The organism is Streptomyces sp. NPDC001220 (assembly GCF_053597895.1).
The window spans coordinates 337,608-354,027 of record NZ_JBSFJE010000006.1; the positions used below are offsets into that span (position 1 = coordinate 337,608).

Here is a 16,420-nt window from a genome sequence, read left to right on the forward strand (position 1 = left end):
CGGTCAGGACGTGACGGTCAGGACGTGATCAGCTCGCCGGTGTCCACCGGCGCCGTGGCGTTCGCCCCGCGGGTGGCGTCCGAGGCCACCTCGCCGGCCGTCAGGACGTACCCCGTCTCGTCGTCCGACGTGGAGCGGGCGAACACCACGCCGTACACCCTGCCGCCGGTGGTCAGCAGCGGACCGCCGGAGTTGCCGGGGCGGACCGTGGAACGGATCGAGTAGATGTCACGGGTCACGGTGGCGTCGTTGTAGATGTTCCGGCCGGTGGCCGGCACCTTGGCGGCCACCGTGGCCGCCTGCAGGTTCAGGTCGCCGTCCTGCGGATAGCCGGCCACCACGGCCGAGTCGCCGCGCGCCGCACCGGTGTCGAACCGCAGCACCGGCGCGCGCAGCCGCGGCACGTACAGCACCGCCACGTCCCGGTCCGGGTCGAAGAGCACCACCTGCGCCTCGTACGACGCCCCGACCCCGCCGATCCGCACGCTCGGGTCGGTGATGCCGGCCACCACGTGCGCGTTGGTCATCACATGCTCCGGCGCGTACACGAACCCGCTGCCCTCCCGGCCCTGGGTGCCCGACACGCCCTCGATCTTGACCGTGCTGCGCTTGGCCGCGCCGGTGGCGGCCGCCGTGACGCTGTCGCCCGTCGGCTTGGCGACCCGTGCCGTCGACTCGTTCTCGAACGGGTTGAAGACCTGCGGGAACCCCGCCTCCGTGAGCGCCGAGGTGGCCCGCGAGAACCAGGCCGGCGTGGTGTCCGGCATGGTGTTCTGCACCGCGCCCAGCAGCTTCGAGTCCTGTATCGCCGTCGTCACCGCCGCCGACGAGGACGCGCCCAGCACGCTCGCCGCCACCCAGGCCACGATCAGCACCGCCACCGAGTTGGCCGCCGCCCCGCCGATCCCGTCGGCCACCCGCAGCGGCCCCTGGTCCAGCTCGCGGCGCAGCCGCAGCGCCAGCCGCCCCGCCAGCTCGTGCCCGACCACCCCCGGCACCAGCACCGTCAGCACCGCGACCACCGTCGCCGTCGCGGTTCCGCGGGTGACCAGTTCCATCACCCACGGCAGCACCCACACGCCGATGACCGCGCCGCCCACGAACCCGGCCAGCGAGACGCAGCCGGCCACCAGCCCGCGCCGGTAACCGGACGCCGCGTAGACGAGGACCACCAGTACGAGCACCAGGTCGAGCAGGTCCACGGAGCCGCCTTTCTCTCGGTGCCCTTAATACGGTCGGGACAGGTCCGGTGATCAGTCCACACGCGCGGGGACCTCGGGAACCGGCCACGCGTGCGTGTACCCCCTGAAACGCCTCGGACCGGGACGTTGGTTCCACCAGGTGGCACAGCACACATCGCGGGCGGAGTGGATCAACCCGAGAGTGGTTGCCATGCGTGTCTTCCCCAGAGCAGGGCGGCGCACCAGAACCACCGTCCTGACGCTGCTCGGCTGTCTGCCCGGCCTCGCCGCCGCCCTCGCGCTGCTGCTGTTCGCCCAGGGCACCGACCGCCCCGTCGCGATCCACCTCGCCGCGCCCGCGCCCGCCAGCCCCGCCACCCGCTACCGGGCGCCCCGGCCGCGTATCGTGCCGCGCTCGGCCTGGCTGAACGCCACCGTCCGGCGCACCCAGCCGCCGCCGCGCTACGACGACAAGGTCGTCGCCGTCTTCGTGCACCACACCGACTCGCCCAACGGCTACTCCTGCGCCGAGGTGCCCGAGATCATCCGCCGCCTCTACACCGGCCAGACCGGCGACCGGGCGTGGGACGACATCGGCTACAACTTCCTCGTCGACCGCTGCGGCACCATCTACGAGGGCCGCGCGGGCGGCACCGAGCGGGCCGTCGTCGGCGCCCACACCCAGGGCTTCAACCACCGCACCGCCGGTATCGCCGCCCTCGGCACCTTCACCGCCGGGGTGCCCGTGCCGCGCGCCATGACCGACTCGATCGCCGCCCTCACCGCCTGGAAGCTCGGCCTTGCCGACGTCGACCCGCGCGCCAGGGCCCGCCTGGTCTCCAGCAACGGGCTCAGCCGCTACCGGGAGGGTGCCGTGGTCGCCCTGCCCGCCGTGGCCGGCCACCAGGACGGCTACATGACCAACTGCCCCGGCGCCGCCCTCACCGCCCTCCTCCCCGAGATCAGGGAGGCGGCGGCCCGGCTCCAGGGCAGGGTGCCACCGGCAGCGCCCACCGCGATCCCGCCCACGGCGACCCCGCCGGGACCGCCCGCGGCGACTCCGCCGGCCGCGCCCACCGCGACCCCGCCGGGCACACCTGCGCCGATCCCGCCGGCAGCGCCGGCGGCGACCCCGCCGGGCGCACCCGCGTCGGCCCCGGCCCGAACACCTCTGAAGGCGCCTCTGACAGCACCCTTCAAAGCACCCCTCAAAGCACCCCTCGAAGTACCCCTCAGGTTCCTGAAGACACCCGTGGAGGCACCCGTGGACGCGTCCACAGGGGCACCCGTGGACGCGTCCACAGGAAGGCCATAGGCGGCACGCAGGCCGTTCAGATCCCCGCGTCCTAACGTCATGGACAACACAGGCCGACCGGAGGCGGGGATCATGAACAGCAGCCGTACCGAAGCCCGCGGGGACAGCAAGGGCAGCACGGAGAAGGACCGTTGGGTCAGGTCCGCGCGCGGCCCCTGGGCCGTGGTCTGCGCGGTCGCGACGGTCGTCCTCGGCCCGGCCGCGGTCACCGCGTCCGCCCTCGACCAGGCCAACGCGGCGCCGATGCACCACGCGGTCAAGGCCGAGCAGACCCAGGCGTACATCCCCTCGGACATGACCCGCCGGCGTACGGCGTAGCACTCACTCCTTGAAGCGGTCCCAGAGTCTGGGGAACCGTTCCGCGAGCGCCCGCTCGTTCTCGAAGTCGACCGGGCTGCCCTCCGGTTCGGAGGGCGCGGGGGCGATGCCCAGGTCCGGTGCCACGGTCCCGGTGAGCTGCTCGTACGCCTCGTCCGCCGCGTACCCGAGCTCCTCGCCGTCGCCGTCGATCTCCTCGTCGAAGTCGCCCAGCGACTCCGCCAGCCCGTCCGGGTCGTGCAGGGCGCCCTCGAAGACCTCCCGGCCCTGGCCGATCAGCCAGCACCGGAAGAAGTCGAACGCGTCGTCGCTGGCCCCGTCGAGCAGCACCCACGCGGCACCCCACAGGTCCCAGCGGTACGCGCGGTTGTAGCGGGCCTCGAAGTGACGGGCGAAGTCCAGCACCATGTCCGGATCCAGCTGGACCAGCCGGTCCACGAGCAGGTCCGCCTGGTCCTCCGGGTCGCCCTCGGCGGCCTCGCGGGTGCCGTCGACCAGCTCCCAGAACTCCGTCTCGTCCATCACGGGTCCAGCATCGTGCCTGTGCGCCGGGGGCGCACGCGGAGTGGTGCGGATTGTTATCCGCAGTCCTCCGCCGGTGGGTACAGCCGCGCCAGGCGCCGTGCGTCCGCGGCGAACCGTGCCCTCAGTCCCGGCGGCTCGAGCACCTCCGCCTCCGGGCCGAGCGCGGTCAGCTGACCGTGCGCGACCTCCTCGCTCTCCACCGGCAGGGTCACCGTCACCCACCCCCGCGCGTCCGGGCCGCCGGCGCCCGCGAGCGCCTGCCGCGCGGTCACCGGATCGACGGCGTACGGCAGTCTGCGCAGGCCGACCGCCGACAGCCGCACCACCACCTCGGCATGCAGGATCGACCGTGCGAACTGCTCCGCCCGCCGGTCCCAGAACCCCGGCAGGTCGAACTCCTCGTCCCGCGCGAACCGCTCCTCGCCGGCCTCGACCGAGGTGAAGCGGTCGATCCGGTACACCCGGTAGGAGTCGGTCTCCATGACCCGCGCGCACAGGTACCAGACACCGGCCTTCAGCACGAGCCCGTACGGCTCCAGTTCCCGCCGTACCTCCGACTCCCCGCGCCGGTAGTGCGCGACGACCCGCCGGTCGTCCCACACCGCGTCGGCGACGGCCGGCAGCAGTGCGGGCGTGCCGGGCTCCGCGAACCAGCCGGGCGCGTCCAGATGGAACCGCTGGGCCGCGGTCCGGGACGCGTCCCGCAGCGACGGCATCAGCGCGGCGGACACCTTCAGCCGGGCGGCACTGGCGGCGTCCGCCAGCCCCCTCTCCCGCAGGGCCCCCGGCACCCCGCTCAGGAACAGTGCTTCGGCCTCGCTCCGCCCCAGCCCCGTCAGCCCCGTCCGGTAGCCGCCGACCAGCCGGTACCCGCCCGCCCGGCCCCGGTCCGCGTACACCGGCACCCCCGCCTCCGACAGGGCCTGCGCGTCCCGCATCACGGTCCGCTCGGACACCTCCAGCTCGGCGGCCAGTTCACCGGCGGTCATGGCGGACCGGGACTGGAGCAGAAGCACCATTCTGATCAGACGGGCGGCGCGCATGCGTCCCATGATGCCGGGCCGGAAAAGGATCTCCGCCGCAACGGAGAGCCGTTGCGGCGGAGAGAGACGCGCGTTCCTACAGGCCGTAACGCTCCCGGGCTTCCTTCACCGCCGTCGCCTTGACCTCGCTGCGCCTGGCCAGCTGGGCCAGGGCCGCGACGACGACCGACTCGGCGTCGACGCCGAAGTGGCGGCGGGCCGCGTCCCGGGTGTCGGAGAGACCGAAGCCGTCGGCACCCAGGGAGGAGTAGTCCTGCTCGACCCACTGCGCGATCTGGTCCGGGACCTGGCGCATGTAGTCGGAGACGGCCAGCACCGGGCCCTCGGCACCCTGCAGCGCCTGACGGACGTACGGCATCCGCTCCTCGCCGCGCAGCAGGGCGGCGTCCGCCTCCATGGCGTCACGGCGCAGCTCCGTCCACGAGGTGGCGGACCAGACGTCGGCCGCCACGCCCCACTCCTCGGCGAGCAGCCGCTGCGCCTTGAGCGCCCAGTGGATCGCCGTACCGGAGCCGAGCAGCTGGATGCGCGGGGCGTTCGCCACCACCGAGAGCCCGGCCGACTCCGCGGTGTTGAAGCGGTACAGGCCCTTGACGATGCCCTCGTCGATGCCGAGCCCGGCCGGCTTCGCGGGCTGCGGGAGCGGCTCGTTGTAGACGGTCAGGTAGTAGAAGACGTTCGGGTCCTCGCCCGGGGCCGACTCGCCGTACATGCGGCGCAGACCGTCCTTGACGATCGTCGCGATCTCGTAGGCGAAGGCCGGGTCGTACGACAGCGCGGCCGGGTTGGTCGCGGCGATCACCGGGGAGTGGCCGTCGGCGTGCTGGAGGCCCTCGCCGGTCAGGGTGGTACGGCCGGCGGTCGCGCCGACGAGGAAGCCGCGGCCGAGCTGGTCGCCGAGCTGCCACATCTGGTCGGCGGTGCGCTGCCAGCCGAACATCGAGTAGAAGATGTAGAACGGGATCATCGCCTCGCCGTGCGTCGCGTACGCGGTCGACGCGGCGATGAAGTCGGCCATCGAACCGGCCTCGGTGATCCCCTCGTTGAGGATCTGGCCGTTCTTGGCCTCCTTGTAGTACATCAGCTGGTCGCGGTCGACCGGCTCGTACGTCTGCCCCTTGGGCGAGTAGATGCCCAGGGAGGGGAAGAGGCTCTCCATGCCGAAGGTGCGCGCCTCGTCCGGGACGATCGGCACCCAGCGCCTGCCGGTCTCCTTGTCGCGGACCAGGTCCTTGACGAGCCGCACGAAGGCCATCGTCGTCGCCACGTTCTGCGAGCCGGAGCCCTTGTCGAAGGAGGCGAAGGCCTTGTCGGCGGGGGCCGGCAGGGGGGCCAGGGCGTGCGTACGGCGGGCGGGGGCCGGGCCGCCGAGGGCCGCCCGGCGCTCCTGGAGGTAGCGCACCTCGGGGGAGTCGGCGCCGGGGTGGCCGTAGGGCACCTGGCCGTCGGCGAAGTCACTGTCCTTGATGGGCAGTTCGAGCAGGTCGCGCATCGCCTTGAACTCGTCCACCGTCAGCTTCTTCATCTGGTGGTTGGCGTTCTTCGACGCGAAGCCCTGGCCGAGGGTGTGGCCCTTGACGGTCTGGGCCAGGATGACGGTCGGCCCGCCCTTGTGGTCCAGGGCCGCCTTGTAGGCCGCGTACACCTTGCGGGCCTCGTGGCCGCCGCGCGAGAGGTGGAAGCACTCGATGATCTTGTCGTCGCTGATCAGCTTCGCCAGCTCGGCGAGCGCCGGGTCCTTGCCGAAGAAGTCGGCGCGGATGTAGGCGGCGTCCCGGGTCTGGTACGTCTGCACCTGCGCGTCCGGTACCTCACGGAGGCGCCGTACCAGCGCACCGGTGGTGTCGAGCGCGAACAGCTCGTCCCAGGCGTTGCCCCAGAGCGACTTGACGACGTTCCAGCCGGCGCCGCGGAACTGGGCCTCCAGCTCCTGCACGATCTTGAAGTTGGCGCGCACCGGGCCGTCGAGGCGCTGCAGGTTGCAGTTGATGACGAAGGTCAGGTTGTCCAGGCCCTCGCGGGAGGCGAGTGCGAGGGCGGCCGTGGACTCCGGCTCGTCCATCTCGCCGTCGCCGAGGAACGCCCAGACGTGCGAGGACGAGACGTCCTTGACGCCGCGCGCGGTCAGGTACCGGTTGAAGCGGGCCTGGTAGATCGCCGACAGGGGGCCGAGGCCCATGCTCACCGTCGGGAACTCCCACAGCCAGGGCAGGCGGCGGGGGTGCGGGTACGACGGGAGGCCGTTGCCGCCGGCCTCCTGGCGGAAGTTGTCGAGGTGCGCCTCGGTCAGGCGGCCGTCGAGGAAGGCGCGGGCGTAGATGCCGGGGGAGGCGTGGCCCTGGATGTAGAGCTGGTCACCGCTGCCGGCGGCCTCCTGGGACTCCTTGCCCTTGAAGAAGTGGTTGAAGCCGGTCTCGTAGAGCCAGGCCGCGGAGGCGAAGGTGGCGATGTGGCCGCCGACGCCGTGTTTGCTGCCCCGGGTGACCATCGCGGCCGCGTTCCAGCGGTTCCACGCGGTGATCCGCCGCTCCATCTCCTCGTCGCCGGGGACTGCTGCCTCGGCGGCGGTGGGGATGGTGTTGACGTAGTCGGTCTCCAGCAGCTTCGGCAGCGCGATGCCGTCCGCCTCGGCGCGCTCCAGCGTGCGGCGCATCAGGTACGCGGCGCGGTGCGGCCCGGCCTCCCTGGCCACGGCGTCCAGTGAGGCCTGCCATTCGGCGGTCTCCTCCGGGTCCCGGTCGGGGAGCTGGTCGAGCGCGCTCGGCTGGATGGCCTGGGGGTCGGTCATGTCGCCGCCTTCCTCAGTCGAAGGGGGTTCCCTCATCGGTTAAGGGTTCGGGGGTGCCCTTGGTCTTTGGCAGGACAGGGCGGCGGGCCCGGGTGCGGGCCCGTCGGCGACAATAACTCCCTGATCGATGATCGATCAAAGGGTTGAGGGGCAAAACTTCTCGATTCCGAGAAAGTCGGCACGGGGTGCCTTCGGCGGTGGCACCGGGTGACGTGATCGGAACGGGGTTTGCGCAGGTGGGACGGGGTTTTGAGCGGGCGTGCGCTCTTGTGTTCCGACGGTCGGGGAGGGGGCTTCGGGACCTTGAACCACGGGACCTCGAACTACGGGGACTCGGGAAGGGTTGCCGGGCCGGCGGGCCCCAACTCCCGTCCCCGCAAGGACAGCAGGACCGCCAGGACACTGCCGCAGCTGATCGCCCAGTCGGCGAGATTCATCACACTGAAGTCGCGGACCGCGATGAAGTCCACCACCGCGCCCTGCATGCCGCCCGGCGAGCGGAAGACACGGTCCGTCAGGTTGCCCAGCGCCCCGCCGAGCAGCAGCCCCAGCGAGATCGCCCACGGCCTGCTGGCCAGCCTGCGCGAGACCCGGACGACGGCCACGGCGACGGCCGCCGCGATCAGCGTGAACACGAACGTCGTCGCATGACCGATGCCGAACGCCGCGCCGGGGTTGCGCTGCACCCGCAGCTCCATCCAGGTACCGAGCACCGGGACGGGAGCACGGCCCTCCAGCCATGCGACCACGGCCACCTTGCTCCCCAGGTCGACGGCGTACGCGAGGCCCGTCACCCACCACAGCAACCACACCCGCCGCCGTATGGCGGGCGTACCGCTCGCCGTCACGCCCGGTCCCCTCGATTCCCTCGTTCCGCCGGGCCGTCAGGCCCGCGGCGCGCACCCCAGCACGTGGGCCTTGACGATATCGGCGATGCGCGGATCCCGGCGCTGGAACGCGGCCACCAGTTCCTCGTGCTCCTCCGCGTACGACTGCTGGACCGTCCCCAGCCAGCGGATCGACAGCGCCGTGAAGACCTCGATGCCCAGGCCCTCCCAGGTGTGCAGCAGCACCGAGTTGCCGGCCGCCCGGACCAGCTCACGGTGGAAGCCGACGGTGTGCCGGACCTGCGCCGTGCCGTCGGTGTTCCGGTCGGCCTCGTACAGCGCCGTGACATGCGGTTCGAGCGCCGAGCAGTCCGACGCCAGCCGCTCCGCCGCCAGCTCCGCCGCGATCGCCTCCAGACCGGCCCGCACCGGGTAGCTCTCCTCCAGGTCGGCCGCCGTCAGGTTCCGCACCCGAACGCCCTTGTTGGGCGCCGACTCGATCAGCCGCAGCGACTCCAGCTCCCGCAGCGCCTCCCGCACCGGCGTCTGGCTGACCTCCAGCTCGGTCGCGATCCGTCGCTCCACGATCCGCTCGCCCGGCTTCCAGCGCCCGCTGACGATTCCCTCCACGATGTGCTCGCGGATCTGTTCGCGCAGCGAGTGGACGACGGGCGCGGTCATGGGAGCTCCTTAAGGGCGTTGACGTTTAGACAATACGGCCGGACCGCCTCTCGGGAGAGGCGCACGGGGGCGCTTTCACGCAGGTGAGACGAGACTTACACGCCTCCCGGCCGGGCGGGGAAGGAGCACGGCCGCCCCGGCCGGCGGGGCAGCGATGCCGCGACGGACCCGGCCCAGGTGCCCGGTCCGGTGATTCCGGAATCCCCACCCCACGTGGCCGATCTTCTGCGCACCCTCGGGTTCGACGACGACGCGGGCGCCGCCGCCGGGCCGGCGACGCTGGCCGGCCGGTCCTGCGACCTGCTCACGCCCGGGTGATACGACGGTGCCCCGCCCGGAGAAGCTCCGGACGGGGCACCGTACGACCCTTGGCGGATCAGAGGCCGAAATCGGCTTCGTCGAGATCCTCGGTCTTGTTACAGGCCGAGCTCGACCTCGAACTCGCCCGCCTCCAGGATCGCCTTGACGGCCGTCAGGTAACGGGCCGCGTCGGCGCCGTCCACCAGGCGGTGGTCGTAGGACAGGGTCAGGTACGTCATGTCGCGGACGCCGATGACCGTGCCCTCCTCCGTCTCGATGACGGCCGGACGCTTGACCGTGGCACCGATGCCGAGGATCGCGACCTGGTTCGGCGGCACGATGATCGTGTCGAACAGCGCGCCGCGCGAGCCGGTGTTGGAGATGGTGAAGGTCGCGCCGGACAGCTCGTCCGGGGTGATCTTGTTGGCGCGGACCTTGCCGGCCAGGTCCGCCGTGGCCTTGGAGATACCGGCGATGTTGAGGTCACCGGCACCCTTGATGACCGGGGTCATCAGGCCCTTCTCGGAGTCCACCGCGATACCGATGTTCTCGGCGTCGAAGTAGGTGATGGTGCCCTCGGCCTCGTTGATCCGGGCGTTGATGACCGGGTGGGCCTTCAGCGCCTGGGCGGCGGCCTTGACGAAGAACGGCATCGGGGAGAGCTTGACGCCCTCACGGGCCGCGAACGCGTCCTTGGCCTGGGCGCGCAGGCGCATCAGGCGGGTCACGTCGACCTCGACGACCGAGGACAGCTGGGCCTGCTCGTGCAGCGCCTTGACCATGTTGTCGCCGATGACCTTGCGGATGCGGGGCATCTTGACGGTCTGGCCACGGAGCGGGGAGACCTCCAGCGTGGGGGTCTTCTTCGCACCGGCGGCCGGAGCGGCGGCGGCCGCGGGGGCCGGAGCGGCCTTCGCGGCCTCGGCGGCGGCGAGCACGTCCTGCTTGCGGATACGACCGCCGACGCCGGTGCCCTTGACGGCGCCCAGGTCGACACCGTTCTCGGCGGCGAGCTTGCGCACCAGCGGGGTGACGTAGGCGCCCTCGTCGACCGGAGCGGCCGGAGCCGGAGCCGCGGCCGGGGTGACCGGGGCCGGAGCGGCCGGCGCGGGCGCCGGGGCGGCCGGAGCCGGAGCGGCGGCGACCGGGGCGGGAGCGGCCGGCGCGGGAGCCGGAGCGGCCGGAGCCGGCGCCGGAGCCGCGGGGGCGGCCGGGGCGGGCGCCGGGGCGGCGGCGGGCGCCGGAGCGGGCGCGGCCGGAGCCGGGGCGGCCGCCGGAGCGGCACCCGGGGCACCGATGACGGCGAGCTTGGCGCCGACCTCGGCGGTCTCGTCCTCGCCGACCACGATCTCCAGCAGGACACCGGCGACCGGCGCCGGGATCTCGGTGTCGACCTTGTCGGTGGAGACCTCGAGCAGGGGCTCGTCCTCCGCGACCTCCTCGCCGACCGACTTCAGCCAGCGGGTGACGGTGCCCTCGGTGACGGACTCACCGAGCGCGGGCAGGACCACGTCCGTGCCCGAGGCGCCACCGGCCGGCGCGGCCGGGGCGGCGGCGGGGGCCGGGGCGGGAGCGGCGGCCGGGGCGGGAGCGGCAGGGGCCTCGGCCACCGGGGCCGGGGCGGGCTCGGCGGCCGGAGCCGGGGTCGGCTCGGCGGCCGGTGCCGGGGCGGCCGGGGCGGGCGCGCCGGTGCCGTCGTCGATGATCGCCAGCTCGGCGCCCACCTCGACGGTCTCGTCCTCGGCGACCTTGATCGAGGCCAGCACACCGGAGGCGGGGGCCGGGATCTCGGTGTCGACCTTGTCGGTCGAGACCTCGAGCAGCGGCTCGTCGGCCTCTACGCGCTCACCCTCGGCCTTCAGCCAGCGGGTGACGGTGCCCTCGGTGACGCTCTCGCCGAGCGCCGGAAGGGTTACGGAAACCGCCATGGTTTCGGTTGCTCCTTACGAATTGCGGAAGTCTGAGTCGTCGCGTGTGTCGACCGAGGGTCAGTCGTGCGAGTGCAGCGGCTTGCCGGCCAGGGCCAGGTGGGCCTCGCCCATCGCCTCGTTCTGCGTCGGGTGGGCGTGGATGAGCTGGGCGACCTCGGCGGGCAGTGCTTCCCAGTTGTAGATCAGCTGGGCCTCGCCGACCTGCTCGCCCATGCGGTCGCCGACCATGTGGACGCCGACCACGGCACCGTCCTTCACCTGGACGAGCTTGATCTCGCCCGCGGTGTTGAGGATCTTGCTCTTGCCGTTGCCCGCCAGGTTGTACTTCAGGGCGACGACCTTGTCCGCACCGTAGATCTCCTTGGCCTTGGCCTCGGTGATCCCCACGGAGGCGACCTCGGGGTGGCAGTACGTCACCCGGGGGACACCGTCGTAGTCGATCGGAACGGTCTTCAGACCGGCCAGACGCTCCGCCACCAGGATGCCCTCGGCGAAGCCGACGTGCGCGAGCTGGAGCGTCGGGACCAGGTCACCGACGGCGGAGATGGTCGGGACGTTCGTCCGCATGTACTCGTCGACCAGGACGTAACCGCGGTCCATGGCGACACCCTGCTCCTCGTAACCGAGGCCGGCCGAGACCGGGCCGCGGCCGACGGCGACGAGCAGGACCTCGGCCTCGAACTCCTTGCCGTCGGCGAGGGTGACCTTGACGCCGTCGGCGGTGTACTCGGCCTTCGAGAAGAAGGTGCCCAGGTTGAACTTGATGCCGCGCTTGCGGAAGGCGCGCTCAAGAAGCTTGGAGGAGTTCTCGTCCTCGACCGGGACGAGGTGCTTGAGGCCCTCGATGACGGTGACGTCGGCACCGAAGGACTTCCAGGCGGAGGCGAACTCGACGCCGATGACCCCGCCGCCCAGGATGATCGCGGACTTGGGCACGCGGTCCAGGACGAGGGCGTGGTCGGAGGAGATGACGCGGTTGCCGTCGATCTCCAGGCCCGGCAGCGACTTCGGCACGGAGCCGGTCGCGAGCAGCACGTGCCGGCCCTGGATGCGCTGGCCGTTCACGTCGACGGAGGTCGGGGAGGAGAGGCGCCCCGTGCCCTCGATGTACGTCACCTTGCGGGACGCGATCAGACCCTGCAGGCCCTTGTACAGGCCGGCGATCACGCCGTCCTTGTACTTGTGCACGGCCGGCACGTCGATGCCCTCGAACGTGGCCTTGACGCCGAACTGCTCGCTCTCGCGGGCCTGGTCGGCGATCTCGCCCGCGTGCAGCAGGGCCTTGGTGGGGATGCATCCCCGGTGCAGGCAGGTACCGCCGACCTTGTCCTTCTCGATCAGGGCGACGTCCAGGCCCAGCTGCGCCCCGCGCAGGGCCGCGGCGTAACCGCCACTACCACCGCCGAGGATCACTAGGTCGAAAACGGTGCTGGCGTCGTTCGCCACGTCACGTCCTCCATGCATGTGCGCCGTACGCCGGTCTCCAGTGACCGGGCGGCGGCTGGTGTCCGGCCGCTCTTCTTCGGCCCTGTGGTGGGGGCCCTGTCCTGCCGAGCCCCATCTTCGCACTTGTCGGAGGTGAACGAGACGCCGGGCTGGGGTGTGAGACACCACACGCTTACTTGGCGATGCCGTGAGGACAGCGCCCCCGAAGGGGCGCGGGGAACTGCGCGATCAGCCGCGAACCGCCCGCAGTCGCCACATGACCGAAAGCCCCCGGTCAGTGGGCGACGGGACCCCGCCCTACCCGCGCGCGGGGTCCCGTCGGCGACATCAGCCCAGGTCACCCTCGGCGGTCAGCTCGGCAAGCCGCACCAGCGTCCGCACCGCCGACCCCGTCCCGCCCTTCGGCGTGTACCCGAAGGGCCCGCCCTCGTTGAACGCCGGCCCGGCGATGTCGAGGTGCGCCCAGGTGATCCCCTCACCCACGAACTCGCGCAGGAAGAGCCCGGCCACCAGCCCGCCGCCCATCCGCTCGCCCATGTTGGCGATGTCCGCCGTGGGGGAGTCCATCCCCTTGCGCAGGTGCTCCGGCAGCGGCATCGGCCACGCCGGCTCGCCGACCTCCTCGGCCGCCTCGTGGATCGCCGTACGGAACGCGTCGTCGTTGGCCATGACACCGAACGTCCGGCTGCCCAGGGCCAGCATCATCGCCCCGGTCAGCGTCGCCACGTCGACGATCGCGTCCGGCTTCTCCGCCGACGCCGCCCACAGCGCGTCGGCGAGGACCAGCCGGCCCTCGGCGTCCGTGTTGAGGACCTCGACCGTCTTGCCGCTGTACATGCGCAGCACGTCACCCGGGCGCACGGCCGAGCCGGACGGCATGTTCTCGGCGAGCGCCAGCCACCCGGTCACATTGACCCGCAGGCCGAGCCGAGCCGCGGAGACGACGGCCGCGAAGACCGCCGCCGCGCCGCTCATGTCGCACTTCATCGTCTCGTTGTGCCCGGCCGGCTTGAGCGAGATGCCGCCCGAGTCGTAGGTGATGCCCTTGCCGACGAAGGCGAGGTGCTTGTCCGCCTCGGGGCTGGTGTACGACAGCTTCACCAGCCGCGGGGTCGCGGCCGAGCCACCGCCGACACCGAGGATGCCGCCGTAGCCGTCCTTGGCGAGCGCCTTGTCGTCCAGGATCTGGATCTTGAGGCCGTGCTCCTTGGCCGCGCGCTGCGCGATCGCCGCGAACGCGGCCGGAGTCAGGTCGTTCGGCGGGGTGTTGATCAGGTCGCGGGCGCGGTTGAGCTCCTCGGAGACCGCGGTGGCGCGGGCGAGGGCCGCCTTGTGGGCGGCGTCCCGCGGCTTGCCGCCGAGCAGCGTGGCCTCGGCGAGCGGCGCCTTGCCGTTCTTCGCCTTCGCGTTGCCGCCGTTGTCCTTGTAGACGTCGAAGGAGTAGGCGCCCAGCAGCACGCCCTCGGCGATCACGCCGACGGCGGCCGCGTCCTCGACGGGCAGCGCGAAGGCCGCCTTCTTGGCGCCGTTCAGCGTGCGGGCCGCGAGGCCGGCCGCCCGGCGCAGCGCCTCGGCGTCGTAGCCGGCGCCGCCGTCGGGCTCGGCGCCCAGGCCGACCGCGATGACGAGCGGGGACTTGAAGCCGGCCGGCGAGGGCAGCTTCGTCAGTTCGCCCTCGGCACCCGAGGCACCGAGGGTCTCCAGGACGTCGGCGAGCTTGCCGTCGTAGGCCTTGTCCACGGCCTCGGCGCCCGGCGTTACGACCGGGCCCTTGGCGCCCTTGGCGACACCGATCACGATCGCGTCGGCCCGGAGGCCGGGCGCCGCTGCGGTGCTGAGAGTGAGAGCAGTCACGGTGGTGGGATCTCGCTTCCGATGTTGAGTTGCTGTGGCCGAGTGGGTGGGTCGACCGGGCCCGGGAAGCGACCCTAGGCAGTGGCCTCGGGGCGCATTACCACCGGGGCCTTCACCCTGTCGGCGAACACCCGGGACGAGCCTACGCGTGTGTATGCGTTCGCTCATTACTACGGGCGTTCACCTGAGGATGGCGTCCAGGCCACCTCCCCCCCTCCCGCCAGGTGACCTGGGTCACATCCCTCGCGTTCCGGCGGGGGAGACCCTCTTCCGCTTCGCGTGATTTCCACTGATCCCGCTCTGAACCTCCATAAGAAGGCGGAAGGGGATTTTGCGGGAGAGGGGATCCACATCGGTGCACACCGCGTATCAAAGGCGAACCAGGGCAATGTCCATGACTCCGGCCGGCCGCGTCCCCGAGGCCGGCCTCGACCGCGGCGCGGTACCCGAGGTGGGAGATCATCGACGGGGTCCCCTGTCGCACACCCTGGAGCCCGCCCGGTGAAACTCCGCACCACCACGCCCCTGCTCGTCCCGCTGGCCCTGCTCGCCGGCTGCACCGCGGCCTCGGACGACGCGGGTCGCTGGCAACCGAGGCCCGGGGTCACCTGGCAGTGGCAACTGAGCGGCCGCGTGGACACGTCCGTACGGGCGTCGGTGTACGACATCGACGGCTTCGACCAGTCCAGGGCGACGGTCGGCGCGCTGCACGGCAAAGGCCGCAAGGTCATCTGCTACCTCTCCACCGGCGCCTTCGAGGACTGGCGGCCCGACGCGAAGCGGTTCCCCGCGTCGGTGCTGGGGCGCGGCAACGGCTGGGAGGGCGAACGCTGGCTGGACATCCGCCGTACGCACGTCCTGGAGCCGTTGATGGCGGCCCGTCTCGACATGTGCAAGGACAAGGGCTTCGACGCGGTGGAGCCCGACAACATGGACGGCTACAAGAACCGCACGGGCTTCCCCCTCAAGGCGGGCGACCAGCTCCGCTACAACCGGCTCATCGCCCGGCTCGCCCACGACCGGGGCATGTCGGTGGGCCTGAAGAACGACCTGGACCAGATACCGGAACTGGTCGCCGACTTCGACTTCGCGGTCAACGAGCAGTGCGCCCAGTACGGCGAGTGCGACGACCTGAAGCCGTTCACCAAGGCGGACAAGGCCGTCTTCCACGTGGAGTACGAACTGCCGACGGCGAAGTTCTGTGCCCGGTCGCGCGAACTGAAACTGAGCTCGCTGCAGAAGAAGTACGAGCTGGGGGTGTGGCGCAGAACCTGTTGAGGGTGGTTCGGGGATGCGCCCCTTCATGTGCGGCCGCGCCGCGTGGGCGCGTCCGGCCTCCACCGGCCCGTAGGCACGGCCCGACCTTCAGCCCCCCAGGGAAAACACCACGAGCGCCACCGTGGCCGCCGTCTCGGCGAGGCACCCGAACACATCCCCCGTCACCCCGCCGAACCGCCGCCGGCACAGCCGCAGCAGCACGTCCGTCGCCGCCTCCGCCGCCACCACCGCGAGCAACGCCCGCAGGCTGTCGGCCGATCCGACCAGCGCCCCGGCCCCCGCCGCCACCACCATCACCGCGATCGTGACCACCGACGCGCCCACCTTCGGCACCACCCCGGCCACCGCCGCCCCCAGCCCCTCCGGCCGGGCCGCGGGCACCCCCTGCACCGCGGCCAGGCTCATCGCCAGCCGGGCCACCATCGCCGAGACGACCGCGGCCAGCACCCCCCGCCGCCACGAGCCGCCGTAGGCCTGGGCCAGCGCGGCCACCTGGCCGAGCAGTACGAGGACGAGCGTGATCACGCCGAACGGCCCGATGTCCGACTGCTTCATGATCCGCAGCGCTTCCTCGGCGGGCTTGCCGCTGCCCAGCCCGTCGGCGGTGTCGGCGAGTCCGTCCAGATGCAGGCCCCGGGTGAGCACGGCCGGTACCGCGACCGCGGCCACCGCGGCCAGCAGCGCACTCGCCCCGGCCAGCACCAGCAGCGCCCCGACCGCGCCCGCGCAGAGCCCGACGGCGAGGCCGGCCAGCGGCGCGAGCAGCATGCCGCCCCGGGCGGCCTCGCGGTCCCAGCGGGTCACCTTCACGGGGAAGACGGTGAGGGTGCCGAAGGCGAAGCGGAGGCCGTCACGCCAGGGAGTCGCAGAGGTCGCAGCCACCGGCGCAGGTTACCCGGTGGTCAGCAGGGCCCATGCCATGGCCGGGGATAA

Annotated in this window: 13 protein-coding genes; 3 read left to right on the forward strand and 10 right to left on the reverse strand. The window is 72.1% G+C overall.

Annotated elements, in window-relative coordinates:
• Positions 1-17 precede the first annotated feature (17 nt).
• Positions 18-1,202 carry a MarP family serine protease gene (locus ACWDGI_RS17340; RefSeq protein WP_450759836.1) on the reverse strand — a complete coding sequence of 395 codons (1,185 nt, stop codon included), beginning with the start codon at positions 1,200-1,202 and terminating at the stop codon, positions 18-20.
• Between the two features lie 190 nt (positions 1,203-1,392).
• Between ACWDGI_RS17340 and ACWDGI_RS17345 the strand changes: the two genes are divergently transcribed.
• Together ACWDGI_RS17345 and ACWDGI_RS17350 are read left to right on the forward strand one after the other, a co-directional pair.
• Positions 1,393-2,496, forward strand: a complete 1,104-nt coding sequence (locus ACWDGI_RS17345) for a peptidoglycan recognition protein family protein (RefSeq protein WP_450759838.1) — start codon at positions 1,393-1,395, stop codon at positions 2,494-2,496.
• A 72-nt stretch (positions 2,497-2,568) separates the two neighbouring features.
• Positions 2,569-2,814, forward strand: coding sequence for a hypothetical protein (locus ACWDGI_RS17350; protein WP_450759840.1), 246 nt, complete (start codon positions 2,569-2,571; stop codon positions 2,812-2,814).
• A gap of 3 nt (positions 2,815-2,817) precedes the next feature.
• On the opposite strand, the gene ACWDGI_RS17355 is transcribed toward ACWDGI_RS17350, so the two are convergent.
• The 8 genes from ACWDGI_RS17355 to ACWDGI_RS17390 all read right to left on the reverse strand — a co-directional run bounded on the left by ACWDGI_RS17355 (position 2,818) and on the right by ACWDGI_RS17390 (position 14,209).
• Positions 2,818-3,336, reverse strand: coding sequence for a DUF4240 domain-containing protein (locus ACWDGI_RS17355; protein ID WP_450760071.1), 519 nt, complete (start codon positions 3,334-3,336; stop codon positions 2,818-2,820).
• Between the two features lie 56 nt (positions 3,337-3,392).
• Positions 3,393-4,382, reverse strand: a complete 990-nt coding sequence (locus ACWDGI_RS17360) for a helix-turn-helix transcriptional regulator (RefSeq protein ID WP_450759842.1) — start codon at positions 4,380-4,382, stop codon at positions 3,393-3,395.
• 76 nt (positions 4,383-4,458) lie between these two features.
• The gene (gene aceE / locus ACWDGI_RS17365) at positions 4,459-7,170 is read right to left on the reverse strand and encodes a pyruvate dehydrogenase (acetyl-transferring), homodimeric type (protein WP_450759843.1); all 2,712 of its coding nucleotides are present in this window, start codon (positions 7,168-7,170) and stop codon (positions 4,459-4,461) included.
• Between the two features lie 323 nt (positions 7,171-7,493).
• Complete coding sequence (locus ACWDGI_RS17370; protein ID WP_450759845.1) at positions 7,494-8,018, reverse strand: signal peptidase II; 525 nt, start codon at positions 8,016-8,018, stop codon at positions 7,494-7,496.
• 36 nt (positions 8,019-8,054) lie between these two features.
• Positions 8,055-8,678, reverse strand: a complete 624-nt coding sequence (locus tag ACWDGI_RS17375) for a GntR family transcriptional regulator (RefSeq protein WP_450759847.1) — start codon at positions 8,676-8,678, stop codon at positions 8,055-8,057.
• Positions 8,679-9,094: 416 nt separating this feature from the next.
• Complete coding sequence (sucB, locus tag ACWDGI_RS17380) at positions 9,095-10,906, reverse strand: 2-oxoglutarate dehydrogenase, E2 component, dihydrolipoamide succinyltransferase (protein WP_450759849.1); 1,812 nt, start codon at positions 10,904-10,906, stop codon at positions 9,095-9,097.
• A 60-nt stretch (positions 10,907-10,966) separates the two neighbouring features.
• Positions 10,967-12,355: a dihydrolipoyl dehydrogenase gene (gene lpdA / locus ACWDGI_RS17385; protein ID WP_360496210.1), complete on the reverse strand. Its 1,389-nt coding sequence runs from the start codon at positions 12,353-12,355 to the stop codon at positions 10,967-10,969.
• Positions 12,356-12,682: 327 nt separating this feature from the next.
• Positions 12,683-14,209, reverse strand: a complete 1,527-nt coding sequence (locus tag ACWDGI_RS17390; RefSeq protein WP_450759851.1) for a leucyl aminopeptidase — start codon at positions 14,207-14,209, stop codon at positions 12,683-12,685.
• A 501-nt stretch (positions 14,210-14,710) separates the two neighbouring features.
• Here ACWDGI_RS17390 and ACWDGI_RS17395 point away from each other — a divergent pair.
• Entirely contained in the window at positions 14,711-15,487 is a 777-nt protein-coding gene (locus tag ACWDGI_RS17395; RefSeq protein ID WP_450759853.1) for an endo alpha-1,4 polygalactosaminidase, read from the forward strand.
• Between the two features lie 87 nt (positions 15,488-15,574).
• Here the strand turns inward: ACWDGI_RS17395 and ACWDGI_RS17400 are convergent, their stop codons facing one another.
• Positions 15,575-16,369 carry an adenosylcobinamide-GDP ribazoletransferase gene (locus ACWDGI_RS17400; RefSeq protein WP_450759855.1) on the reverse strand — a complete coding sequence of 265 codons (795 nt, stop codon included), beginning with the start codon at positions 16,367-16,369 and terminating at the stop codon, positions 15,575-15,577.
• Between the last annotated feature and the right edge of the window lie 51 nt (positions 16,370-16,420).

Coding starts and splice junctions, on each gene's coding strand:
- ACWDGI_RS17345 (WP_450759838.1), top strand. CDS start 1,393: ATGCGTGTCTTCCCCAGAGCAGGGCGGCGCACCAGAACCACCGTCCTG.
- ACWDGI_RS17350 (WP_450759840.1), top strand. CDS start 2,569: ATGAACAGCAGCCGTACCGAAGCCCGCGGGGACAGCAAGGGCAGCACG.
- ACWDGI_RS17375 (WP_450759847.1), bottom strand. CDS start 8,678: ATGACCGCGCCCGTCGTCCACTCGCTGCGCGAACAGATCCGCGAGCAC.
- sucB (WP_450759849.1), bottom strand. CDS start 10,906: ATGGCGGTTTCCGTAACCCTTCCGGCGCTCGGCGAGAGCGTCACCGAG.
- ACWDGI_RS17355 (WP_450760071.1), bottom strand. CDS start 3,336: ATGGACGAGACGGAGTTCTGGGAGCTGGTCGACGGCACCCGCGAGGCC.
- ACWDGI_RS17360 (WP_450759842.1), bottom strand. CDS start 4,382: ATGCGCGCCGCCCGTCTGATCAGAATGGTGCTTCTGCTCCAGTCCCGG.
- aceE (WP_450759843.1), bottom strand. CDS start 7,170: ATGACCGACCCCCAGGCCATCCAGCCGAGCGCGCTCGACCAGCTCCCC.